The following is a 17153-nucleotide window of genomic DNA, read 5'->3' on the forward strand; positions in this document are numbered from 1 at the left end:
TAAAATTAGAACGACTGAGAACGATATAAGTGCTTCATCGCTGACACTAACCCTTCAACGTCTTCTTCACTATGGAATAAGTGAGTCGAAATACGCAAGGCGTGCGTGTCATAGGAATCGTCTTTATACAATTTGAAGTCTGTGGTGCGGATAATGTAACCGTACTCTTCACGCAATACGTCGCGGAATGAATTCAAACGAGACAGGTCGGTGACATCACTCAACGGGTTAAAGGTTGTAATTCCACTCTTTAAACCATCAACATTCGGTGAATACATCTGTCCGTTCGGAAACGCTTCTGCCAGCAGGTTTTTACATAAAGTCCCCAGATAAAGCACACGCTCTTCGATCTTATCGCGACCAATTTGATCCCACATTTTACAGCTATCCACCAGTGCCTGTTTGGCCGGGTAATTATCATTACCGATATACTGTAATTTTGACTGCATATCGTAGCTGTCATACTCGGCGAGAGAAGAGTTAATAAACCAAAGTGGTTGTTCTACGCCCCAGTATTGTTGCAGACGCTCAGCATTCTGGCGGACATATAAGATGCCGGTGGCACCTGCGCCACACTGCCATTTATGACCAGAACCGGCATAAAAATCACAGTCGATATCGTGCAGATCCAAATCGAACATGCCAATGGTATGTGCGCCGTCAATCAGTGTCGGGATAGAGTTCGCTTTCGCCAGATCACACAATTCCTTCGCTGGTAATGCACTACCGGTCTTGTAGGTAATGTGCGAGAACATCATCAGTCGTACCGGACCCGGAGCCTGGTAAATAGCATCAGCAAAAGCCGCCACATAATCGTCAGCGGTTACGGTTTCTGACCCGGTAAAGACCGGCAGCTGAACCTGAATGACGCTAACACCAAAGCGCTGCGCCACGACACTCATTGGTGAGGTTGCCGCCACATGCTCGTGGTGCGTAGTCAGAATCACATCACCGGCCTGGAAATCGAGGCCGTTCAGAATGGTACACAAACCATCTGTGGTATTACGGCTCAATACAATTTCAGACGGATCCGCGCCGAAGCCGGCGGCAATATCATTGACCATTTCCGCCGTGTGTGGCCAGTCGCCAAACTTGTCTTTCATATCCCACGGATATTTCGCCACAAGCTGGTTGTTGTCATCATAATTTTGTAACACATGACGAGGCATAGAAACCGGTAGTACCAATATTCATATATGTCGTGCGCTTATCGAGCACGAACTGATTTTGTACTTTTTTCCAAAACCCTTTACTTTGGCTATTTCCCTTACCCAGGCTGCCCCAACCAGAATGTGCGCTTTTTGCTTGTACCGCTCCGGAAAAAGCCGAAGCGCTGACACCAGCAACAATGGCACCCGTTGCACCTTTTAGAAAATTACGGCGATTGTGATTAGGCTGCATAGATTCCTTATCCGTCATAGTTCAGTTCCTTTAATGAACATTTGTGCAATGTTAAAACTAAAATACATACTGAGTTTTACATCAACAATATTTATTATCAACGACTATTGTAGATTGTGTTTTGAATCTAAGGTCTCGCAATCATTTAAGTGATCACGGTTCCAAATAATGCGTTCAAATAACCAACAATGGCTAAACAAATCCGGCATTATCAATAAGTAACGCTGACACCACGTTGAGGTTAAAAACTATTCTCCAGTAGTTTAATAAGCATGTATGCGTTTAAAAAACCGGCAAAATAAAGAATTATTAACCCCTTAACTCTATGTATAAATATCTGCTATCACGATGACAAGAAGAATTATTACTGACATCTAAATTTAAAGGTATTTTAAGTCATCCGGCGTAAGAAAATGCCAGTTTCATCCTGGAACTTCTCGCAACAGCGTAAGCTAAACAAAGATAAGGCCCGGTAAATAATAAACGACGCAACAAAGTGAGGAATTAAACCATGAGTGCTAAAGGTGAGGCTTGAAAAACAGCTGAGGGACAAAACAAGGCCCCGCTATTATCAGTTTAAAAGACTTAAATAGTGATAGCGGGGCCAATAAAATCAGAAAGGATTAAGCGAGGTCGATAAGTTTGTGAGCAGGCGGTGGTGCATACCCGCCTTGGCGCGTAGTTTTCGCTTTTAGCCTAACCAGGCTTTCGCATAAGGAAACCGCGCAAGTGACCCCGTCTAAGACCGGCAGCGAGAACTTATGCGACAAACTTTCCGCCAGATCCACCATTCCAGCGCAACCAAGCACGATCGCTTCGGCGCGATCTTCGCGGATCGCCCGCTCAATTTCTTGCGCTATGGTATCGAACGCTGCGGAGCCTTCTTGTTCCAGCTCCAGTACCGGGATTTCTGATGAGCGCACCCGAATACACTGCCGCTCCATGCCGTAACGCATCAGATTATGTTCCAGCGCAGGCACAGAGCGGCCAAGGGTTGTCACCACACTGAACTTATTCGACAACATCGCGGCGACCCGATAACCGGCCTCACCAATGCCGATGACCGGTTTATCGGTGATACAGCGCGCGGCATCCAGTCCGGTATCATCAAAACACGCAATCACAACCGCATCGAAATCCGGCTGCGCCCGGATAGCCTGCAACATACCCGGCACCGCCATTGCTTCATCATAGTAACCCTCGATCGATACCGGCCCCGAGGCCGAGGTCACGGCGATAATCTCCGTGCCTTCGGATGCTACCTGACGGGCAGCATGACACGCTTTCTCGGTCATCGTCGCCGTCGTATTTGGGTTGACTACCAATATTTTCATCGTTAAATATCTCCGCCCAGATAGGCTTCTTTAATTCGTTTATCATTCATCAGCGCTTTTGATTCCCCTTCCAGTACGATAGAGCCGGTCGACATCGCATAAGTACGATTGGAAATCGACATTGCCATGCGGCTGTTTCTGCTCCACCAGCAGCACACTCACCTTTTGATCGCGTGAGATCGCTACGATCGAGCGGGCTATCTCCTGCACCAGCTTGGGCGCAATCCCCAGGCTGGGTTCATCCAGCAACAACACTTTGGGATTCGCCATCAAAGCGCGGCCAATCACCATCATCTGCTGCTCGCCACCTGATAAGGTTCCGGCTTGCTGCGTATAGCGTTCACGCAGGCGGGGAAAGCGCTCCAGCACGCTGTCCAGAGTATCAGCGATGCCTTTTTTGTCTTTGCGGGTAAACGCGCCCATCAGCAGATTGTCTTTAATTGACATGTAAGGGAAAACCCGGCGCCCTTCCGGCACCATGGCAATACCACGCCCGACAATCTGGCTCGCCGGCGTGCCGTCCAGCCGTTCACCCTGGTAATAAATCTGACCTGATTTGATTTTCGACAAGCCGGTGATTGCTCTGAGGATAGAGGATTTACCGGCGCCGTTAGAACCAATCAGCGCCACGGTTTCTCCCTCTTTCAGGCTGATTGAGACTCCCTTCAGGGCATAAACATGGTCGTAATAGAGTTCAACATCGTCCAGTTTGAGTATTTCTTGCATCACTTACATCCCTATCGCCATGTCTTCCGAGCCAAGGTAGGCTTCGATAACTTTCGGATCATTCTGAATTTCCTGCGGTGTCCCTTCCGCGATTTTTTCGCCAAAGTTAAGCACCACAATGCGGTCTGAGATTTTCATGACCGCCGGAATATCATGCTCCACCAGCAAAACCGTCACACCGCGTTCATCACGCAGGCGGCGTACCAACATCACCAGACGCATGGTTTCATCATGATTGAGGCCGGCAAAAGGCTCATCCAGCAAAATAATCGCCGGATCGGTCGCCAGGCCAATTGCCATGCCTAACACACGCAAATGGCCCTGCGGCAGGTTGGAAGCCAGTTCATCGGCGATCGACTCCAGCCCGAGGAGTTTGATGATTCGATCTGCTGACTGACCAAATTTCGCTTCGTCCGCTTTTGCCCTGCGAGTACCGAGGAAAAAACCCAGCAATGACGCTTTGGACTGCAGATGATGCGACACAATGATATTTTCCCGCACCGTCATCGATTTAAAGATCGTGGTTTCCTGAAAGGTACGTACCACACCGCGACGAGCCACTGTATGCGGTGCCAGATTGCTGATGCGTTCCCCTCGGAATAACACCATACCGCTGCTGGTTTTCAGGAATGAAGAAATCAGTTTGAACAGAGTGGACTTGCCGGCACCATTCGGGCCGATGATCGACAGAATTTCACCTTTGCGAACCAGAAAACTGATGTCGTTGACTGCGGTCAGTCCGCCAAAACGCTTGGTGACGTTACGCACTTCTAGAATCGGTTTCATCAGCGTTTCTCCTTACGTTCCAGCAGGCTCAATACACCGTTCGGCAGGAACAGCATCAAAATGATCAGTAAACTTGAGTAGACCAGCATCTGGTACTTGCCGATGGTGAACAGCAGATCCCAGCCAAAATAGAGCATCAGCGTGCCGAGCATCGGCCCGAAGACATAACCAAGCCCGCCCAGGAAACAGTTCAGCATGAAGTTAATGCTGTCTGCGACCTGGAATGAGGACGGATACACCGACTGAGTGATAGCCACGAAGCTGGCTCCGGCAATCCCGCCAAAAAACGATGAGATCGAATAAGTCAGAACCCGCAGGTAGGTGGTATTAACACCAATCGAAGATGCCAGTTCTTCGTTTTGTTGCATTGAGCGGCACAGATGCCCTAAACGGGAATTGACAATGCGCCATAACACGCCGTAAGCAATGATCATCATGGTCACTGCCATGATATAGAACGCCACTTTTGGATTTTCCATACTGGCAAAATCAGGAATGATGGTCAGTCCGAACAGCTCCAGAGAACCGGGCAGCGGCAGCGAAGTGATCCCCTTCGCACCATTGGTAATCGGCAATGCCAGCGCAGTCAGACGCATCACTTCCGTCAGGATCAGGGTGACCATCGCGAAATAGACCCCGCGCAGGCGCAGGATCGGCAGGCCAATCACCACCGACAACAGGGCGCAAAACAAGCCCGCCAGCGGCAATGTGGTCCAGAAGCTTAGCCCGTATTGGGTAATCAATATTGCAGAGACATAACCGCCTGCCAGAGAATACGCGCCCTGACCGATGTTGATACGGCCAATCGAGAACGTCAGCCAGACACCCGCAGAAGCAATCGATAACAGCGCAACAGAAGTCAGTGTGTAATAGAAATCGGTACGACCGGTCAGACTGATAAACAGCGGCACCAGCAGATAAACAGCCACAGCAAACATGGCCACACGTGTGAGTATTTTTTTCGTCATGTGCTTAACCCCAAGGCTTACCCATTAAACCGTGCGGTCTAATTGCTAAGAAGATCATTAAAGATGCAAAGATCAACAGATAAGTAACGTCGCCATACTGTGACAACACAGACAGACCGACACTTTCCAACATGCCCAGAATCAGGCCACCGACAATCGCTCCTGGAATCACACCCGCACCGCCGATCATGATCATGATGAACGCTTTGGTGGAGGTCGGGCCGCCCATGCCTAAGTTAATCCCGGTAATGGAAACCAAAAGTCCGCCAACCACCCCGGCCAGCATCGCGCCCAGAGCAAAACCAATCATCTGGTAGCGGTCGACATCGACCCCCATCAGTGTGGCTGACACTTTGTCCTGCGCCAGAGCACGCATGGCACGGCCCGCTTTGGAATAGTGCATGATCAGCATGAAGGCAACGATCATCGCGATAGCAATACAACCGATGACAATCCGGTCATACGGCATAATGATTTTGAAATCCCAGTTGAACACGCCATCGACGATTTTTGGCACGCCGCGCTGCTTCTCGCCAAACACCAGCAGAATCACCGAATCAAGGAAAAAGCCGATGCCCGCCGCCAGCAGCATGGTACTTTCATCGCGCTTGGATTTTTTAATCACCGGCCGGAATAGGAATTTCTCAATCAGAGCGCCGATCACGGCCAGGGTCAGCCCCGAAATAATCAGAGCAATGAAAAAGGGAAAATTAAATTGGGATACAAAGGTATAGGTGACAAAACCACCCATCACATACATCTGACCATGAGCAAAGTTCATCACATTCATCAGCGAAAAGATGAGCGTTAAGCCCAGTGCAATCAGCGCGTACTGGGCGCCAAGATAGAGCCCGTTTACTACGATTTGTTCCATAACGAAACCTGTTCCATAGCGAATCCGCTACAGCCATTGCGTTGCTCTGCTGCAGCTGTAGCGGACATTCAACAGCAAATCAGTGGCGCAGAGACTGCGCCACTGTGACCCGAAGGGAGAAAGGATTAGTCCACTTGAGCGATAAACAGCGTTTTGAACTCACCATCCTGATAGGTGTTCACCACCAGAGGAACAGACAGCTGACGCTTCTGACCAAATGAGGTGCTGCCGACATATTTCAGCGTTGCATCGCCAACCATGTATGGGTTTGGCGCAGTAAAAGTATCCATGGTTTGCTGGAACGCTTTCACATCAGAAATCGCTTGCGGGTTAGCTTTCAGCGTCTCGATGATGTACTCCAGCGCATAAACCTTAGTATTCGATTCATCGTTGTACTCACCGTATTTCTCGGTGTAACGCTGAACAAATTCACGCATGGTGTCTGATGCCACTTCCGGTGTTGAAGCGCCGCCAACCGAGATAAAGCCGTTGGCCAGATCGCCCGCGCCTTCTTGCAGCACATTGGCATCCTGAGCCGTTTCGGTCGAAATCAGACCGGTGTAACCCAGTTCACGTGCTGAACGGATCAGCTGCGGCGCGTTGGCTGGCGACACACCAGACAACACCAGCAGATCAGGGCGGGTTTTAATCACAGGCAGCAGAAACCGGGGTAAAGTCGGTGGTATCCACTTGGTAAGTGACGTTGCTGGACACAACGTTCAGCCCCAGAGCTTTAGCCGCTTCCACACCGCCATCGCGCTGGCTGAGCGGGTCAGACTCGTTCGCAGCAACAAAGGCAATATTTTTGATGCCTTCTTTTTCAATCAGGTATTTATAAATTGCCGGACCAGACTGGTAGTTGGCCACCATGCCAAGAATCGCATTTGAAGCAGGAGCTGTGTACAAAGATTTGGGAAATGCGTATGGGAAATACATGATGCCTTTTTGCTCAGCAACCGGACGTACCGCAGCGGCGCCATCATCAACGTTAGGACCGACTACGTAGTGCACCCCTTCCTGAGCCATTTTCTCCATACCGGCGACCGCACGTTTCGGGTCTTTCTGATCGTCAAAAGCAACGATATCGATGTCATAGGTGGTATCACCGATCTTCACGCCGCCCATTTCGTTAATCCAGTCAGCGCGGGTTTCCATCGAACGCTGGTTAGAAATACCCCACGCGGCAGCAGGACCAGAAGTCACGCCAACAAAGCCGATTTTCAAATGAGGATTCGCCGCAAATGCAGAGCCCGATAGAGCCACACTTACCATGCTTGCCAGCAGACCGGCTTTGAGAAAGCGATTTTTATTCATCTGTAAAACTCCATTTAGTCGTTATCGTCTTTTTGCTCCAGCCCCGTGCCGGAACTCAAAATTGTCGACAATAAAATCTCCATTTGTGAACAATTTCTAATTTTATCGTGTGCAACTGATGTGCCAGTTTTTGTCGACGAAAAAATAACTAAAGGATGTATTTCAAAATCAATATCTTAGTGTATACATTCAGTTAAAAAATGAATTTTCACCTAGGGTAATAAAGCAAGAGACCGACAGATCTGCACTGAAATCAGGCATATCGACCTAAAATAGATCATTTTTTATACAAAACGACATGCCAATAGCGATTAACCAGCAAACCATTACTCTCGCAATGACTTTGGCATTCATGAAATAGATGGATTACCCAGCGGTTTAAAAAACCCAGAACACTCAGGCTCGGCGAATAGCCGCTCGAAGAGCAATACATGACAAATGCCAGCAAGATTGTATACAACTAACCAAAACCAGGCAGGGAAACAAAAGATCGCAGTTCGAATTTAAGCTCTGACCCGAGCCATATGATAGGCATCGACATATTCGCCATTGCGGAATGCATACGCTTTTGACTCACCTTCAATCTCGAAGCCAAATTTCTTATACAAGCCAATCGCAGGCTGATTGTCGGTAAATACGGTCAGCTCAATACGTTTCAGGTTCAGCCAGTTATCAGCCAAATCAATTACCGTTGCCAGCAAGGCACTGCCAACTCCGACGCCCTGCATCTGATCTTTGATTCCCATCCCAAACGAGGCAGCATGGCGGCGGCGCTGATTCGTACAGACGTTCAGAGTAATATTACCCACCACTTGCCCATCTACGACAGCGACATAGGCGTGCACATGTTCAGCCTGATCAGACAAACGTTTATGCCACAATTCAAATGAAGAAAACGGCAGTTGCAGCGTATTACTGTACGCTTTGGGAGACTCAAAAATGGCTTGGACCGCACGGGCATCGGACGGCTCAGCTTTGCGGATGGTGATTGGCATGCAGGTGTATCTCAACTCAATAGATAAGGAATCTTAGTATGCCGTTAAAAAAGCACTAAAGTCATCTACTGAACGCATATTATGACTCCTGCAGTAACATTGCTAATCACTGCAGGAGAGCCGCATTATCCGCTTACCGGCTAGCGAAACTGTTTGAGTCGCACCAACCAGGCCAGAGCCGATGCCGCCGTAATGGCACCAACAACACCATCCCAGCCAAAGTGCTGGTAAAGAAAACTACCCAGCGCAGAAACCCGATGCCATTCCGATAAACACGAAAGTAAACAGTATGGCATTAAGGCGACCGCGGGCCTGTGGTTCAAGACCATAAACAATACTTTGATGAGCAATCAAGGTCGCGTTGAGGCCGAAATCAAACACAATCACCAAAGCAATCAAAGCCGGAATCTGGCCCACCAGTGGCAACAATGATGTGAAGTAAATACCGACATAGGAGAACACCACCAGCAGGATACTGGTGACCGCCACTTTATGCGCGCCGATTTTATCAGACAGCGATCCGGCCAAAGGTGCTGCGATGGCTCCGGCAGCGCCGGCGATGCCAAAAGCGCCGGCCGCAGCGCTACCCATCTGATATTTTTCAGCCAGAAAAACCGCCAGTGTGGTCCAGAAGGCGCTGAATGAAAGTGACATCAAACCCTGTGATAACGCCGCTTGTTTGAGCCGAGGATAACGTTGCCACAAAGGCAGCATGGATTGTAACGTCTGCTTATACGTCAGCGCACTAGAAGCAGGCATGGCCGGCAGGACTCTGCTTAGTAGCAGCCCCGTGACAGCGACCGCCAAAGCTGCGCTGTAAAATACACTTTGCCAGCCAAAAAACTCGGCAATAAAACCGCTGAATACCCGAGATAACAAAATACCGGTTAATAAGCCGGTCATCACCGTACCGACGGTTTTACCACGCTGTTGGTCGGATGCCATTGCAGCCGCAGCCGGAACAATATCCTGTGCTGTAGTCGCCATCACCCCAATCAGCAGGCTGGTGATGAGTAACATACCGTAACCGCTTGCCATACTGGTAACGACCAGTGATATAGCTAACAGACTGGCCTTGGCAATAATCAGTTTTTTCCGGTCCAGTGAATCCCCCAAAGGCACCAACAATAATATGCCTAACGCATAACCAATTTGGGTTAATGTTGGGATCAAACCAGCCTGACTGACATCAAGACGAAACGACTTGGCTAATAAATCCAAAATGGGCTGGTTATAATATATCGATGCCACACTGACACCGGCCCCCACTGAAAGAGAAAATAATGTTTTAAAAGATAAGGTTGGCAGAGATCGTTCATCTGCAATAGATTGTAAGGAATTCATTTCGTTTCTCACCTGTTGAATGAACAAAGTATTGCGTTTTCTGATACGATTGGTAGATGAAGCGCCAACAGAATAGTTATACGTACTACGTATGAAAGAATCAAAAACGACTCACCCCGACCGACTGATGCTGTTGCAAACTTGGGTACGTATTGTCGAATCCGGCAGTCTGACGGCCGCCGCCAGGCTGCTCAATACGACCCAGCCGACCGTCAGTCGCAGGTTGCGTGCATTAGAGAGCCTGTTTGGCAGTAAACTCCTGTTAAGGACCACACATCAGATTAAGCTTACCGACGATGGCGAAGCCTGTTATCAGTATGCCAAACAGATGCTGAGCAACTGGGCCGCCATGGAAGAATCGGTCGGTAAACAGCAATCAAGAGTAACGGGTAAGTTACGCATCCGGGCGCCACACGCCTTCGGGCAAGGCCAACTGATCGCCCCCTTAATCGATTATCTGCGTCACTATCCTGACATCCGCCTCGACTGGCAGCTCAATGACACCACACCTGACTTCTTAACCGACAATATCGACTGCGCTATTCAGGTTGGCACCGTCAGCGATACCAGCGTGGTCGCGAGGCTCGTCACTCATGTACCAAGAATTCTGGTCGCCTCACCGCAGCTGCTGGAGCAACACCCCGAGATCCGCGATATCGGACAAATCGCAGATTTACCCTGGATTTCAGTCAGTACCTTCTACCGCTACGAACTGACCTTAAAGCCGCTCGCCCGGCAACAAGCGCATACCCTGCAGCTTGATCCTATCGTATCGACCGACAATATTTACGCGGCAACCCAGCTGGTCAGCGATGGTTTAGGCATTGCGGTGATCTCTTCCTGGCTGGTTCAGCCCCTGATCGAATCCGGTAAGCTGGTACACGTTTTGCCCGACTGGCAGGCGGATGAACTGCCGGTTTATCTGGTCTATCCCTATGCCAATTACTACCCTAAGCGCCTGACTGCATTTTTAGACATCATGACCGCTGCCATTAAACAGATGTCAGGCACTCGCTTACAGCCCGCTTCTGAAGATGAAATTTGAGTCATCTCGCCAGGCACTGTTTAAGCCATAAGAGCTGAGTTATACCGCCCAAACCGCAGCCAGATTCTCGTAAATCAGCTTGCTGGTCATCAGAAACGGTCACCGATATAAACATCGGACGCACCAGGCGTGTGCCAAAACGCATCACAAACTTGCTGCCGACCACAGAACCGATAATCTGTCCGACTGCCATCAACAAGCCCAGCTGATAGTCCACCTGACCCAGCGCGATAAACAGGATCAGAGAAATCATGTTACCAACCAGATTTAACGGTTTGGTCGCCATTGTGGCCTGCTTGAGGGTATAACCGAGCAGAGCAACAAAGCCGAGCATCCACAGCGAGCCGGTCCCCGGGCCGAAAAAGCCGTTATAAAAACCGATCAGCAATCCGGCGATCAGCATAAATTTACGGTTAGACCATTTTGCTTCACTGGCCTCGGTAGCTTTTAAGCGTCTGGAAAAAATGGAATAAAGGGTAATCGCCACCATTAACACCGGCAGCAACACTTCCAACGCCGCCTTATCGATCAGGCTGACCGCCACAGCGCCGGATAAAGCCCCGACAGAAGTGAACAGCACACCCAATATCATTCCCTGCAACGGAAACTGACGGCTGGCAATAAACATCAGCGAAGTTGTCAGCTCCCCAATTACGGCCTGTAAGCGGTTGGTGCCCAACACCACCATGGGTGGCAAGCCAGCCAGCAATAAACTCGGTACGGTAATCAAACCGCCACCGCCGGCGATGGCGTCGACCACCCCGGCAATAATGGCCACAGCAAATAAAAACGCGTATACCCACTCGCGGTGAGCAAGCAGTTCACCACTACTCAAAATAACCTCACTGTGCATGTTTTCCTCAACATCAATGGCAGACAGAGCGCTATTTGTATCACCAGCTAGCATGTGGTTAAATTAATACATTCTTATTCCATCATTAAGGTAAGACTTAATGGTCAGTTCACAAGATATCGAATTCTTTATTACCATCGCTGGCAGCCGCTCACTGGCGGCGGCGGCGCGCAAGCTTAACGTCACACCGCCGAGCGTATCGCAGCGTTTGCAGCACATTGAGCGTAAACTGGGAGTAAAACTGGTCGACCGCAGTGCGCGTTTTATTGCGCTCACCCCGGAAGGCGAAACTCTGGCGCGGCGTGGGCAGAACCTGCTGCAAGATTTAGAGCACCTGACGCAAGAGGTCGCCGACAGCAAACGGACCATTTCCGGGGATATCCGCTTAGTGGCGTCTTTAGGGTTCGGTGAAAAGCACATCGGCCCACTGGCCGCTGAATTTCAGCGCCAGTACCCGCTGACCCAGATTGAACTCAATCTGTCTGACAACCCTAAGTGGGCGCAGCACAATAGTCCGGACATTATGTTTTACATCGGTCACCTGCAGGATTCTTCGCTCAAGCGGATTGTTCTGGCTAAGAAACCGTCGTTTACTGCTTGCTGCACCTGGCTACTTACAATCCGCTCCAGCGTTAACCACGCCGCAAGATCTGGAGCAGCACCGCTGCATTGCGCTGCGCGAAAATGATGAAGATGCCACCATGTGGCGTTTGGCTGACATCAGCAACGGACAAATCACCAGCGTGCGCGTCAACGCGGTTCTGGCCAGTAATGTCAGTCAGGTGACCAAAGATTGGTGTATTAAGGGGGAAGGCATCATTCAACGTTCGGAATGGGATGTAAAACAAGAACTCAGCGCAGGCACCCTGGTGAGAGTACTGCCGCAATACCAGCTAGCCGAAGCCGACATTGTCGCTCTGGTGGCGTCTGAACGTCTGCACCGCTCCGATAAAGTCAGCGCCTTTCTGGAGTTTGTGCAGCACCACTTACCGGCGCGATTATCTTGTTGAGAGAAACCGTTCTCGAAACAAAAAAGCAGACCAGCCAGGTCTGCTTTTTCAGTTTCAACCGACTGAATAGGCTATGCTTTTGAACAGACAATGCTTTTGAACAAACAATGCTTTCAGGCTCTTGAGCTTAACAGTACACCGCCGCCCATGGTGATAAAAATTCCACCGGTACATTTTGACAGGTAATGCTGAAAGCGATTACCTTGCAGCCGCTGACCGAAACGACTGATGGTCACTGCGTAGCCTAGATGAACCGCAGTGACGATCACGCAGATAGTCATATACATAATGGCAAACTGCTCTGCCGGCGGATGACTGACATCTAAAAATTGCGGCAGAAAAGCCGACAAAAATATCAGCGTTTTCGGATTACTGGCTGACACCAGAAAGGCCTCTAAGCCCAAAGAGCGAGCGGATTTCTTGACCTGAGGTCGCTGTGTCTGAGTTAAATCCAATGTCGATACCCGGCTAGCACGTAAACTCTTAATGCCAAGGTAAATCAGATAGGCACCACCCAGGCATTTCATCACCAAAAACCAGGCAGGCAACTGGGCCAGAAGCCCGCCGATACCCACGGCCACCAAAGCAACAACGAGCAGCTGACAAGACAGATTACCTAAAATAGTCACCAGCGCAGATCGCCATCCATACTGCATGCCATTTTTGAGTACCAGAATTACGTTTGGCCCCGGGGACAAGGTAATAAGCAGATAAGCGAGAGCAAAAGCCAACCAGAGTTCAATATCCATCAACACTCCTTGGTTTGATGACGGGAATATGCGAGACAACAATACTGCACTGTTACGATCAAGCCAACAAATAACAATAAAGTCAGTGGTCGTATTTAAGCGGCTTAAGCACCGTATCCAGTTCTTCAATTTTCAGTGCCAAGCACATACCTCTATTGTGACGTTATTCCCAAATGCAAAGTACTTACCTTATCTTTTTAAACAATTAAGGATAAGGTATGCACCCGATTTTATATAAGAAGCAGACGCAATATGGCTCACACAGCATATCTCTCTATCATTGGTAAAAAACAAGGCTGCATATCTCAAGGTTGTAACACGAAAGACTCTATTGGTAACAAAGCTCAAGAATCCCATTCAAATGAAACTACCGTTCTGGCGTGTAACTTCACCTTAAGTAAACATGGTGGACCTGCCGAGGTCGTCATCACCAAACCTATTGATAAAGCCTCACCACTTCTTGGTAACGCCTTTTCTAAACAAGAACATTTGCAGTGCACGATTAAGTTCTACCGAACTAATGAACAAGGCTACAACGAAAATTTTTATACCATCGAACTGGTTGACGCCTTAATTACCACTCTGTCTTTTGACCAACCCAACGTGCTTAATTCAGGCGATGAAGATATGTCGGAAGTCCTTCACCTCGCTTACCGGGACATCATATGGAAACACAACATCGCCGGAACGGAAGGTTATGAAACATGGAAAACTGACTTAGGATGAGAAACCAAACAACGCCAGATTCATGGGACGTTCGAGAAGTAGAAAAAGCTGGTAAAGGACTCTCCATGCAAGCGGTTACCCTTTCACATCGCTATATTTCTAATGGCGGTCTCAAGATGCAATTTGTTCGTGACGTCGATAGATTTGAACAGTGCCTTGTGAACGACTTCAAGAGCGGCAGGAAGAACAAAGAAACAGTATTTAAAGAACTTCGAAAAGAAAGACAAAGCCTGATGGACCAGGGTAGCTTGATCGTCAAAAAAGGGATAGGTCTTGTCGCTGGCGTCATGCAGGTAACGGCAGGCGCTGGAATATGCTACGCCTCCGCAGCGACCTTATGCTTAATTGGTGCTCCCATGGCTGCACATGGTATGAATAACATCTATGAAAACGGCAAATACTTTTGGGACGGTGATGAGAATGCTACCGGGTTAGTTCGAGAAGGTTATCAACATGCAGCAGAATATTTAGGTTATTCTAAATCTCGTGGGGACATCGCCTACTATAGTTCCGATTTGGCTATGTCAGCCTATGGGGCTTTCGCAAAAACCGCTACGGTTAAAAACGCAGCGGAGACTTATCAGTTAATATCCAAGACAAACTTAAAACCGATGCCATGGACAAACACTGCAAAGGCTAAGCAATTTAAGCTATTTAGATACAGCGCAGAAGACTATCTAAGGGGCTATCAAGCATCAAATAGAGTATCGCTAATTACAGGAGCCGTTAGTGATGGCATGACCGCGGATTCGTTATACCAAGAGATAAAAAAATGACCAATATAATAGTATTTTCTATTGCATCTATTTTTCTAATCTATCTACTGTGGCTAATAAATCTCAAGCCATGCAAAGGAAAGATTTTTTTTCTAAGGTTCATCTTACCTTTTCCGTTAGCGATCCAATTCTTTTCAATATTTCAATATGGAAACAACACTGCTGGTGTACCTGTAAGCGTTACTTTTTTTGAGGATATTACAATTCATTATTTGCACTTACCAAACCCTACTATTCAGTGGCTTTCATTTATCTTTTGTATGTTTATTGTGATTTTTTGCTTTCCTAAAAGATCACAATAATTAGGTATGAAGGGGATAAATGTTCAAAGCGTTGACTAGCTTTCGAGACATCGCATGTTATGGATCAGATCTAGCCATGTCAGTATATGGGTTAGCAGCTAAGTCAACTAGCGTAGTAAAAAATGCTTCTGAGGCTTATAACATCGTCACAAAACCTAACCTAAGCGCGATGCCTTAGACAAAAAACCAAAGGCCAAACAATTTAAGTTATTTAGATACAGCTATGAGGATTACCACAAAGGTTACCAAGCAATGAATAAAGGAGCTTTAGCTCTTGAGGTTAGAGTTGATGCCATAACTATAAAATCATTAAACAACGAGTTGAAGAATGATTAGTCAACTAATTTTCATAGTAATATCAGTAATCATAGTGGTTTCTGATTAAAAAATCATGTACGCAAAGGTCGAAAGGTATAGCCTTTTTTTTAAAATACACGGTGATGCTTGCAACATTAGGTCAGTTTTATTCCATATTTCTGTATGGAGGAGACATAAAAGGAACTTCTGTAAGCATATTGTTCTTCGAAAGCTTTATTGTTAATAATTTAAACTTACCGGGTAATATACAATTCATAGCTTTACCCCTATTCTTATATCTCGCTTTTTTCTGTCATCCAAAGCACAAGAATGGTTTATAGTAGTGGTATGTAAGGGATGGAAGGATTAGAGAAATTGAACGACATTCTATTTTTTGTGATTACACTAATAATGCTACTTATCTTAAGACGGATATCGTATTGCTCCTTTACTAATTCTGTATACATTTTCATTTATATTATTCTGGTCATTGGATTCATTGGTGGTAATTACTACTCTATTTTCATGAATGGAACACTATTAATGAATATCCTTCCAAACTTATCATTTCAACAAAATGAAGTAATCCGGTGGTCTAGTATTATCGTGTGTTTGTATTTAGGGCTACTAATCCCAAAAAGGTAATGTACGTAATCAGTATTTGGACAAACATAAAGTTTGATCATTCATCCGAGTTCGCAACTCAACCGGTATTTTTATCAAGATCAAGAAAAACACATTTCTTCTGGCACTTGCCAAAGGTCACCCCCTCCGGTACTCACCGATGGATAAAATGTGCTTCAAGTTAACCTCGTGAAACGCCCGGAAATGGCACCGAATTACCGCCTTTAGCAACTAAATCGTTACTGCGTTCGCCGCTGATAGTGATAAAATATCCGCATCAGAATTACAGAGAAACTCTATGTTTATCCATCACGTTAACGGTATCGACTGGCTGGTGATTACCGCCTTTGAAGAACTAAAACCCCTATTTATCGAAGACGCCGGAGCGATCCCCTCTTGCTTCTCTGCCATCAGCGAATTGAGCCTGATTGATCAAGCCAGGCGCAGTTATGGATATTTGCCTGCACTCAGCGGCGTAATCACCGACACCGGCACGTTTCAAAGCCCAGATAACGAAGAAGATTTGAATCCACAGCTTGCCTGCTTAGTTGAGGGACGCGGTCGGGTGTTTATCTACCACGGCAGCTTTGTAGCTTTTGTGGATGACGAGCAAACCTTCATTACCCGAATGGACTGAACATTTTTCAGTGAGTTACAAGCGGCGAATCGACCAGAGTCGGAACCTGGTTTCAATAACAAAAGCTAGGATACCGCGGTTAACTGGCGTGCTGTATCCTTGGCTATGAATTGAGCATTTGTGAGCGACAAGTGCCCGCCGTGAAGGTTTTGGACATTTCTGAGTTACGACCTTTGGGGCACTCTAATTGTTCGGATTACTTCAAATATTGCAAGTATGCGCCCAGCCTACGTGCAATTAGCCAAATTTCCTTATCCACTACAAACAACGACAGGCACAAGGCAAGACCTGAGCTTATTATTTGTACTCAACTCAACAAAAAAGAGGGAGAAACTCCCGAGACTGTCCTGATTTCTGTGTAATTGTCTAAGCTTAAGCCTTAAAAGGCTAAG

17 protein-coding genes and 1 pseudogene are annotated in these 17153 nt (G+C 47.6%); 6 read left to right on the forward strand and 12 right to left on the reverse strand.

Features of this window, described 5'->3' with window-relative positions; translation table 11 throughout:
- Nucleotides 1–5: 5 nt before the first annotated feature.
- The 10 genes and pseudogenes from ABDK09_05140 to ABDK09_05185 all read right to left on the reverse strand — a co-directional run bounded on the left by ABDK09_05140 (nt 6) and on the right by ABDK09_05185 (nt 9742).
- Nucleotides 6–1419, reverse strand: a pseudogene (locus tag ABDK09_05140) (aminotransferase class V-fold PLP-dependent enzyme).
- Nucleotides 1420–2024: 605 nt separating this feature from the next.
- Nucleotides 2025–2735 (reverse strand): aspartate/glutamate racemase family protein, encoded by a 711-nt coding sequence (locus ABDK09_05145; protein XAW87605.1) that lies wholly within the window; start codon nt 2733–2735, stop codon nt 2025–2027.
- Between the two features lie 42 nt (nt 2736–2777).
- Complete coding sequence (locus ABDK09_05150; GenBank protein ID XAW87606.1) at nt 2778–3461, reverse strand: ABC transporter ATP-binding protein; 684 nt, start codon at nt 3459–3461, stop codon at nt 2778–2780.
- A 3-nt stretch (nt 3462–3464) separates the two neighbouring features.
- Nucleotides 3465–4247 carry an ABC transporter ATP-binding protein gene (locus ABDK09_05155; protein ID XAW87607.1) on the reverse strand — a complete coding sequence of 261 codons (783 nt, stop codon included), beginning with the start codon at nt 4245–4247 and terminating at the stop codon, nt 3465–3467.
- Nucleotides 4247–5215 carry a branched-chain amino acid ABC transporter permease gene (locus tag ABDK09_05160; protein XAW87608.1) on the reverse strand — a complete coding sequence of 323 codons (969 nt, stop codon included), beginning with the start codon at nt 5213–5215 and terminating at the stop codon, nt 4247–4249. The genes ABDK09_05155 and ABDK09_05160 overlap by 1 nt, the downstream gene beginning before the upstream one ends.
- Nucleotides 5216–5219: 4 nt before the next feature.
- On the reverse strand, nt 5220–6089 hold the full coding sequence (locus ABDK09_05165; protein XAW87609.1) for a branched-chain amino acid ABC transporter permease: 870 nt from the start codon (nt 6087–6089) through the stop codon (nt 5220–5222).
- A 125-nt stretch (nt 6090–6214) separates the two neighbouring features.
- Complete coding sequence (locus tag ABDK09_05170) at nt 6215–6742, reverse strand: ABC transporter substrate-binding protein (GenBank protein ID XAW87610.1); 528 nt, start codon at nt 6740–6742, stop codon at nt 6215–6217.
- On the reverse strand, nt 6735–7403 hold the full coding sequence (locus ABDK09_05175) for an ABC transporter substrate-binding protein (GenBank protein ID XAW87611.1): 669 nt from the start codon (nt 7401–7403) through the stop codon (nt 6735–6737). The genes ABDK09_05170 and ABDK09_05175 overlap by 8 nt, the downstream gene beginning before the upstream one ends.
- 503 nt (nt 7404–7906) lie before the next feature.
- Nucleotides 7907–8398, reverse strand: coding sequence for a GNAT family N-acetyltransferase (locus tag ABDK09_05180; protein ID XAW87612.1), 492 nt, complete (start codon nt 8396–8398; stop codon nt 7907–7909).
- Nucleotides 8399–8635: 237 nt separating this feature from the next.
- Nucleotides 8636–9742, reverse strand: a complete 1107-nt coding sequence (locus ABDK09_05185; GenBank protein XAW87613.1) for an MFS transporter — start codon at nt 9740–9742, stop codon at nt 8636–8638.
- A 91-nt stretch (nt 9743–9833) separates the two neighbouring features.
- Between ABDK09_05185 and ABDK09_05190 the strand changes: the two genes are divergently transcribed.
- A complete protein-coding gene (locus ABDK09_05190) occupies nt 9834–10787 on the forward strand; it encodes a LysR family transcriptional regulator (protein XAW87614.1) in 954 nt (317 codons plus the stop codon).
- A 1-nt stretch (nt 10788) separates the two neighbouring features.
- Here ABDK09_05190 and ABDK09_05195 read toward each other — a convergent pair whose 3' ends face one another.
- Entirely contained in the window at nt 10789–11640 is an 852-nt protein-coding gene (locus ABDK09_05195) for a TSUP family transporter (protein ID XAW87615.1), read from the reverse strand.
- Between the two features lie 100 nt (nt 11641–11740).
- Between ABDK09_05195 and ABDK09_05200 the strand changes: the two genes are divergently transcribed.
- Nucleotides 11741–12328 carry a LysR family transcriptional regulator gene (locus ABDK09_05200; GenBank protein ID XAW87616.1) on the forward strand — a complete coding sequence of 196 codons (588 nt, stop codon included), beginning with the start codon at nt 11741–11743 and terminating at the stop codon, nt 12326–12328.
- Entirely contained in the window at nt 12234–12650 is a 417-nt protein-coding gene (locus ABDK09_05205) for a LysR substrate-binding domain-containing protein (protein XAW88467.1), read from the forward strand. Before ABDK09_05200 ends, ABDK09_05205 begins: the two co-directional genes overlap by 95 nt.
- A gap of 113 nt (nt 12651–12763) precedes the next feature.
- On the opposite strand, the gene ABDK09_05210 is transcribed toward ABDK09_05205, so the two are convergent.
- Nucleotides 12764–13399: a LysE family translocator gene (locus ABDK09_05210; GenBank protein ID XAW87617.1), complete on the reverse strand. Its 636-nt coding sequence runs from the start codon at nt 13397–13399 to the stop codon at nt 12764–12766.
- A 252-nt stretch (nt 13400–13651) separates the two neighbouring features.
- Here ABDK09_05210 and ABDK09_05215 point away from each other — a divergent pair, with 252 nt between their 5' ends.
- From ABDK09_05215 to ABDK09_05225, 3 genes are all read left to right on the forward strand, one after another.
- Nucleotides 13652–14125, forward strand: coding sequence for an Hcp family type VI secretion system effector (locus tag ABDK09_05215; GenBank protein ID XAW87618.1), 474 nt, complete (start codon nt 13652–13654; stop codon nt 14123–14125).
- Nucleotides 14122–14901, forward strand: a complete 780-nt coding sequence (locus tag ABDK09_05220) for a DUF4225 domain-containing protein (GenBank protein XAW87619.1) — start codon at nt 14122–14124, stop codon at nt 14899–14901. Before ABDK09_05215 ends, ABDK09_05220 begins: the two co-directional genes overlap by 4 nt.
- Before the next feature lie 1521 nt (nt 14902–16422).
- Nucleotides 16423–16761, forward strand: a complete 339-nt coding sequence (locus ABDK09_05225; protein ID XAW87620.1) for a cytosolic protein — start codon at nt 16423–16425, stop codon at nt 16759–16761.
- The last annotated feature ends 392 nt before the right edge of the window (nt 16762–17153 follow it).

It is taken from the genome of Vibrio sp. CDRSL-10 TSBA (assembly GCA_039696685.1).
Classification (GTDB): Bacteria; Pseudomonadota; Gammaproteobacteria; order Enterobacterales; family Vibrionaceae; genus Vibrio.

What these genes read in the sequence shown, in the direction of transcription:
- ABDK09_05195 (XAW87615.1), bottom strand. Translation starts at nt 11,640, where the DNA reads ATGCACAGTGAGGTTATTTTGAGTAGTGGTGAACTGCTTGCTCACCGC.
- ABDK09_05210 (XAW87617.1), bottom strand. Translation starts at nt 13,399, where the DNA reads ATGGATATTGAACTCTGGTTGGCTTTTGCTCTCGCTTATCTGCTTATT.
- ABDK09_05175 (XAW87611.1), bottom strand. Translation starts at nt 7,403, where the DNA reads ATGAATAAAAATCGCTTTCTCAAAGCCGGTCTGCTGGCAAGCATGGTA.
- ABDK09_05185 (XAW87613.1), bottom strand. Translation starts at nt 9,742, where the DNA reads ATGAATTCCTTACAATCTATTGCAGATGAACGATCTCTGCCAACCTTA.
- ABDK09_05165 (XAW87609.1), bottom strand. Translation starts at nt 6,089, where the DNA reads ATGGAACAAATCGTAGTAAACGGGCTCTATCTTGGCGCCCAGTACGCG.
- ABDK09_05225 (XAW87620.1), top strand. Translation starts at nt 16,423, where the DNA reads ATGTTTATCCATCACGTTAACGGTATCGACTGGCTGGTGATTACCGCC.
- ABDK09_05180 (XAW87612.1), bottom strand. Translation starts at nt 8,398, where the DNA reads ATGCCAATCACCATCCGCAAAGCTGAGCCGTCCGATGCCCGTGCGGTC.
- ABDK09_05155 (XAW87607.1), bottom strand. Translation starts at nt 4,247, where the DNA reads ATGAAACCGATTCTAGAAGTGCGTAACGTCACCAAGCGTTTTGGCGGA.
- ABDK09_05145 (XAW87605.1), bottom strand. Translation starts at nt 2,735, where the DNA reads ATGAAAATATTGGTAGTCAACCCAAATACGACGGCGACGATGACCGAG.
- ABDK09_05200 (XAW87616.1), top strand. Translation starts at nt 11,741, where the DNA reads ATGGTCAGTTCACAAGATATCGAATTCTTTATTACCATCGCTGGCAGC.
- ABDK09_05190 (XAW87614.1), top strand. Translation starts at nt 9,834, where the DNA reads ATGAAAGAATCAAAAACGACTCACCCCGACCGACTGATGCTGTTGCAA.
- ABDK09_05215 (XAW87618.1), top strand. Translation starts at nt 13,652, where the DNA reads ATGGCTCACACAGCATATCTCTCTATCATTGGTAAAAAACAAGGCTGC.
- ABDK09_05160 (XAW87608.1), bottom strand. Translation starts at nt 5,215, where the DNA reads ATGACGAAAAAAATACTCACACGTGTGGCCATGTTTGCTGTGGCTGTT.
- ABDK09_05150 (XAW87606.1), bottom strand. Translation starts at nt 3,461, where the DNA reads ATGCAAGAAATACTCAAACTGGACGATGTTGAACTCTATTACGACCAT.
- ABDK09_05220 (XAW87619.1), top strand. Translation starts at nt 14,122, where the DNA reads ATGAGAAACCAAACAACGCCAGATTCATGGGACGTTCGAGAAGTAGAA.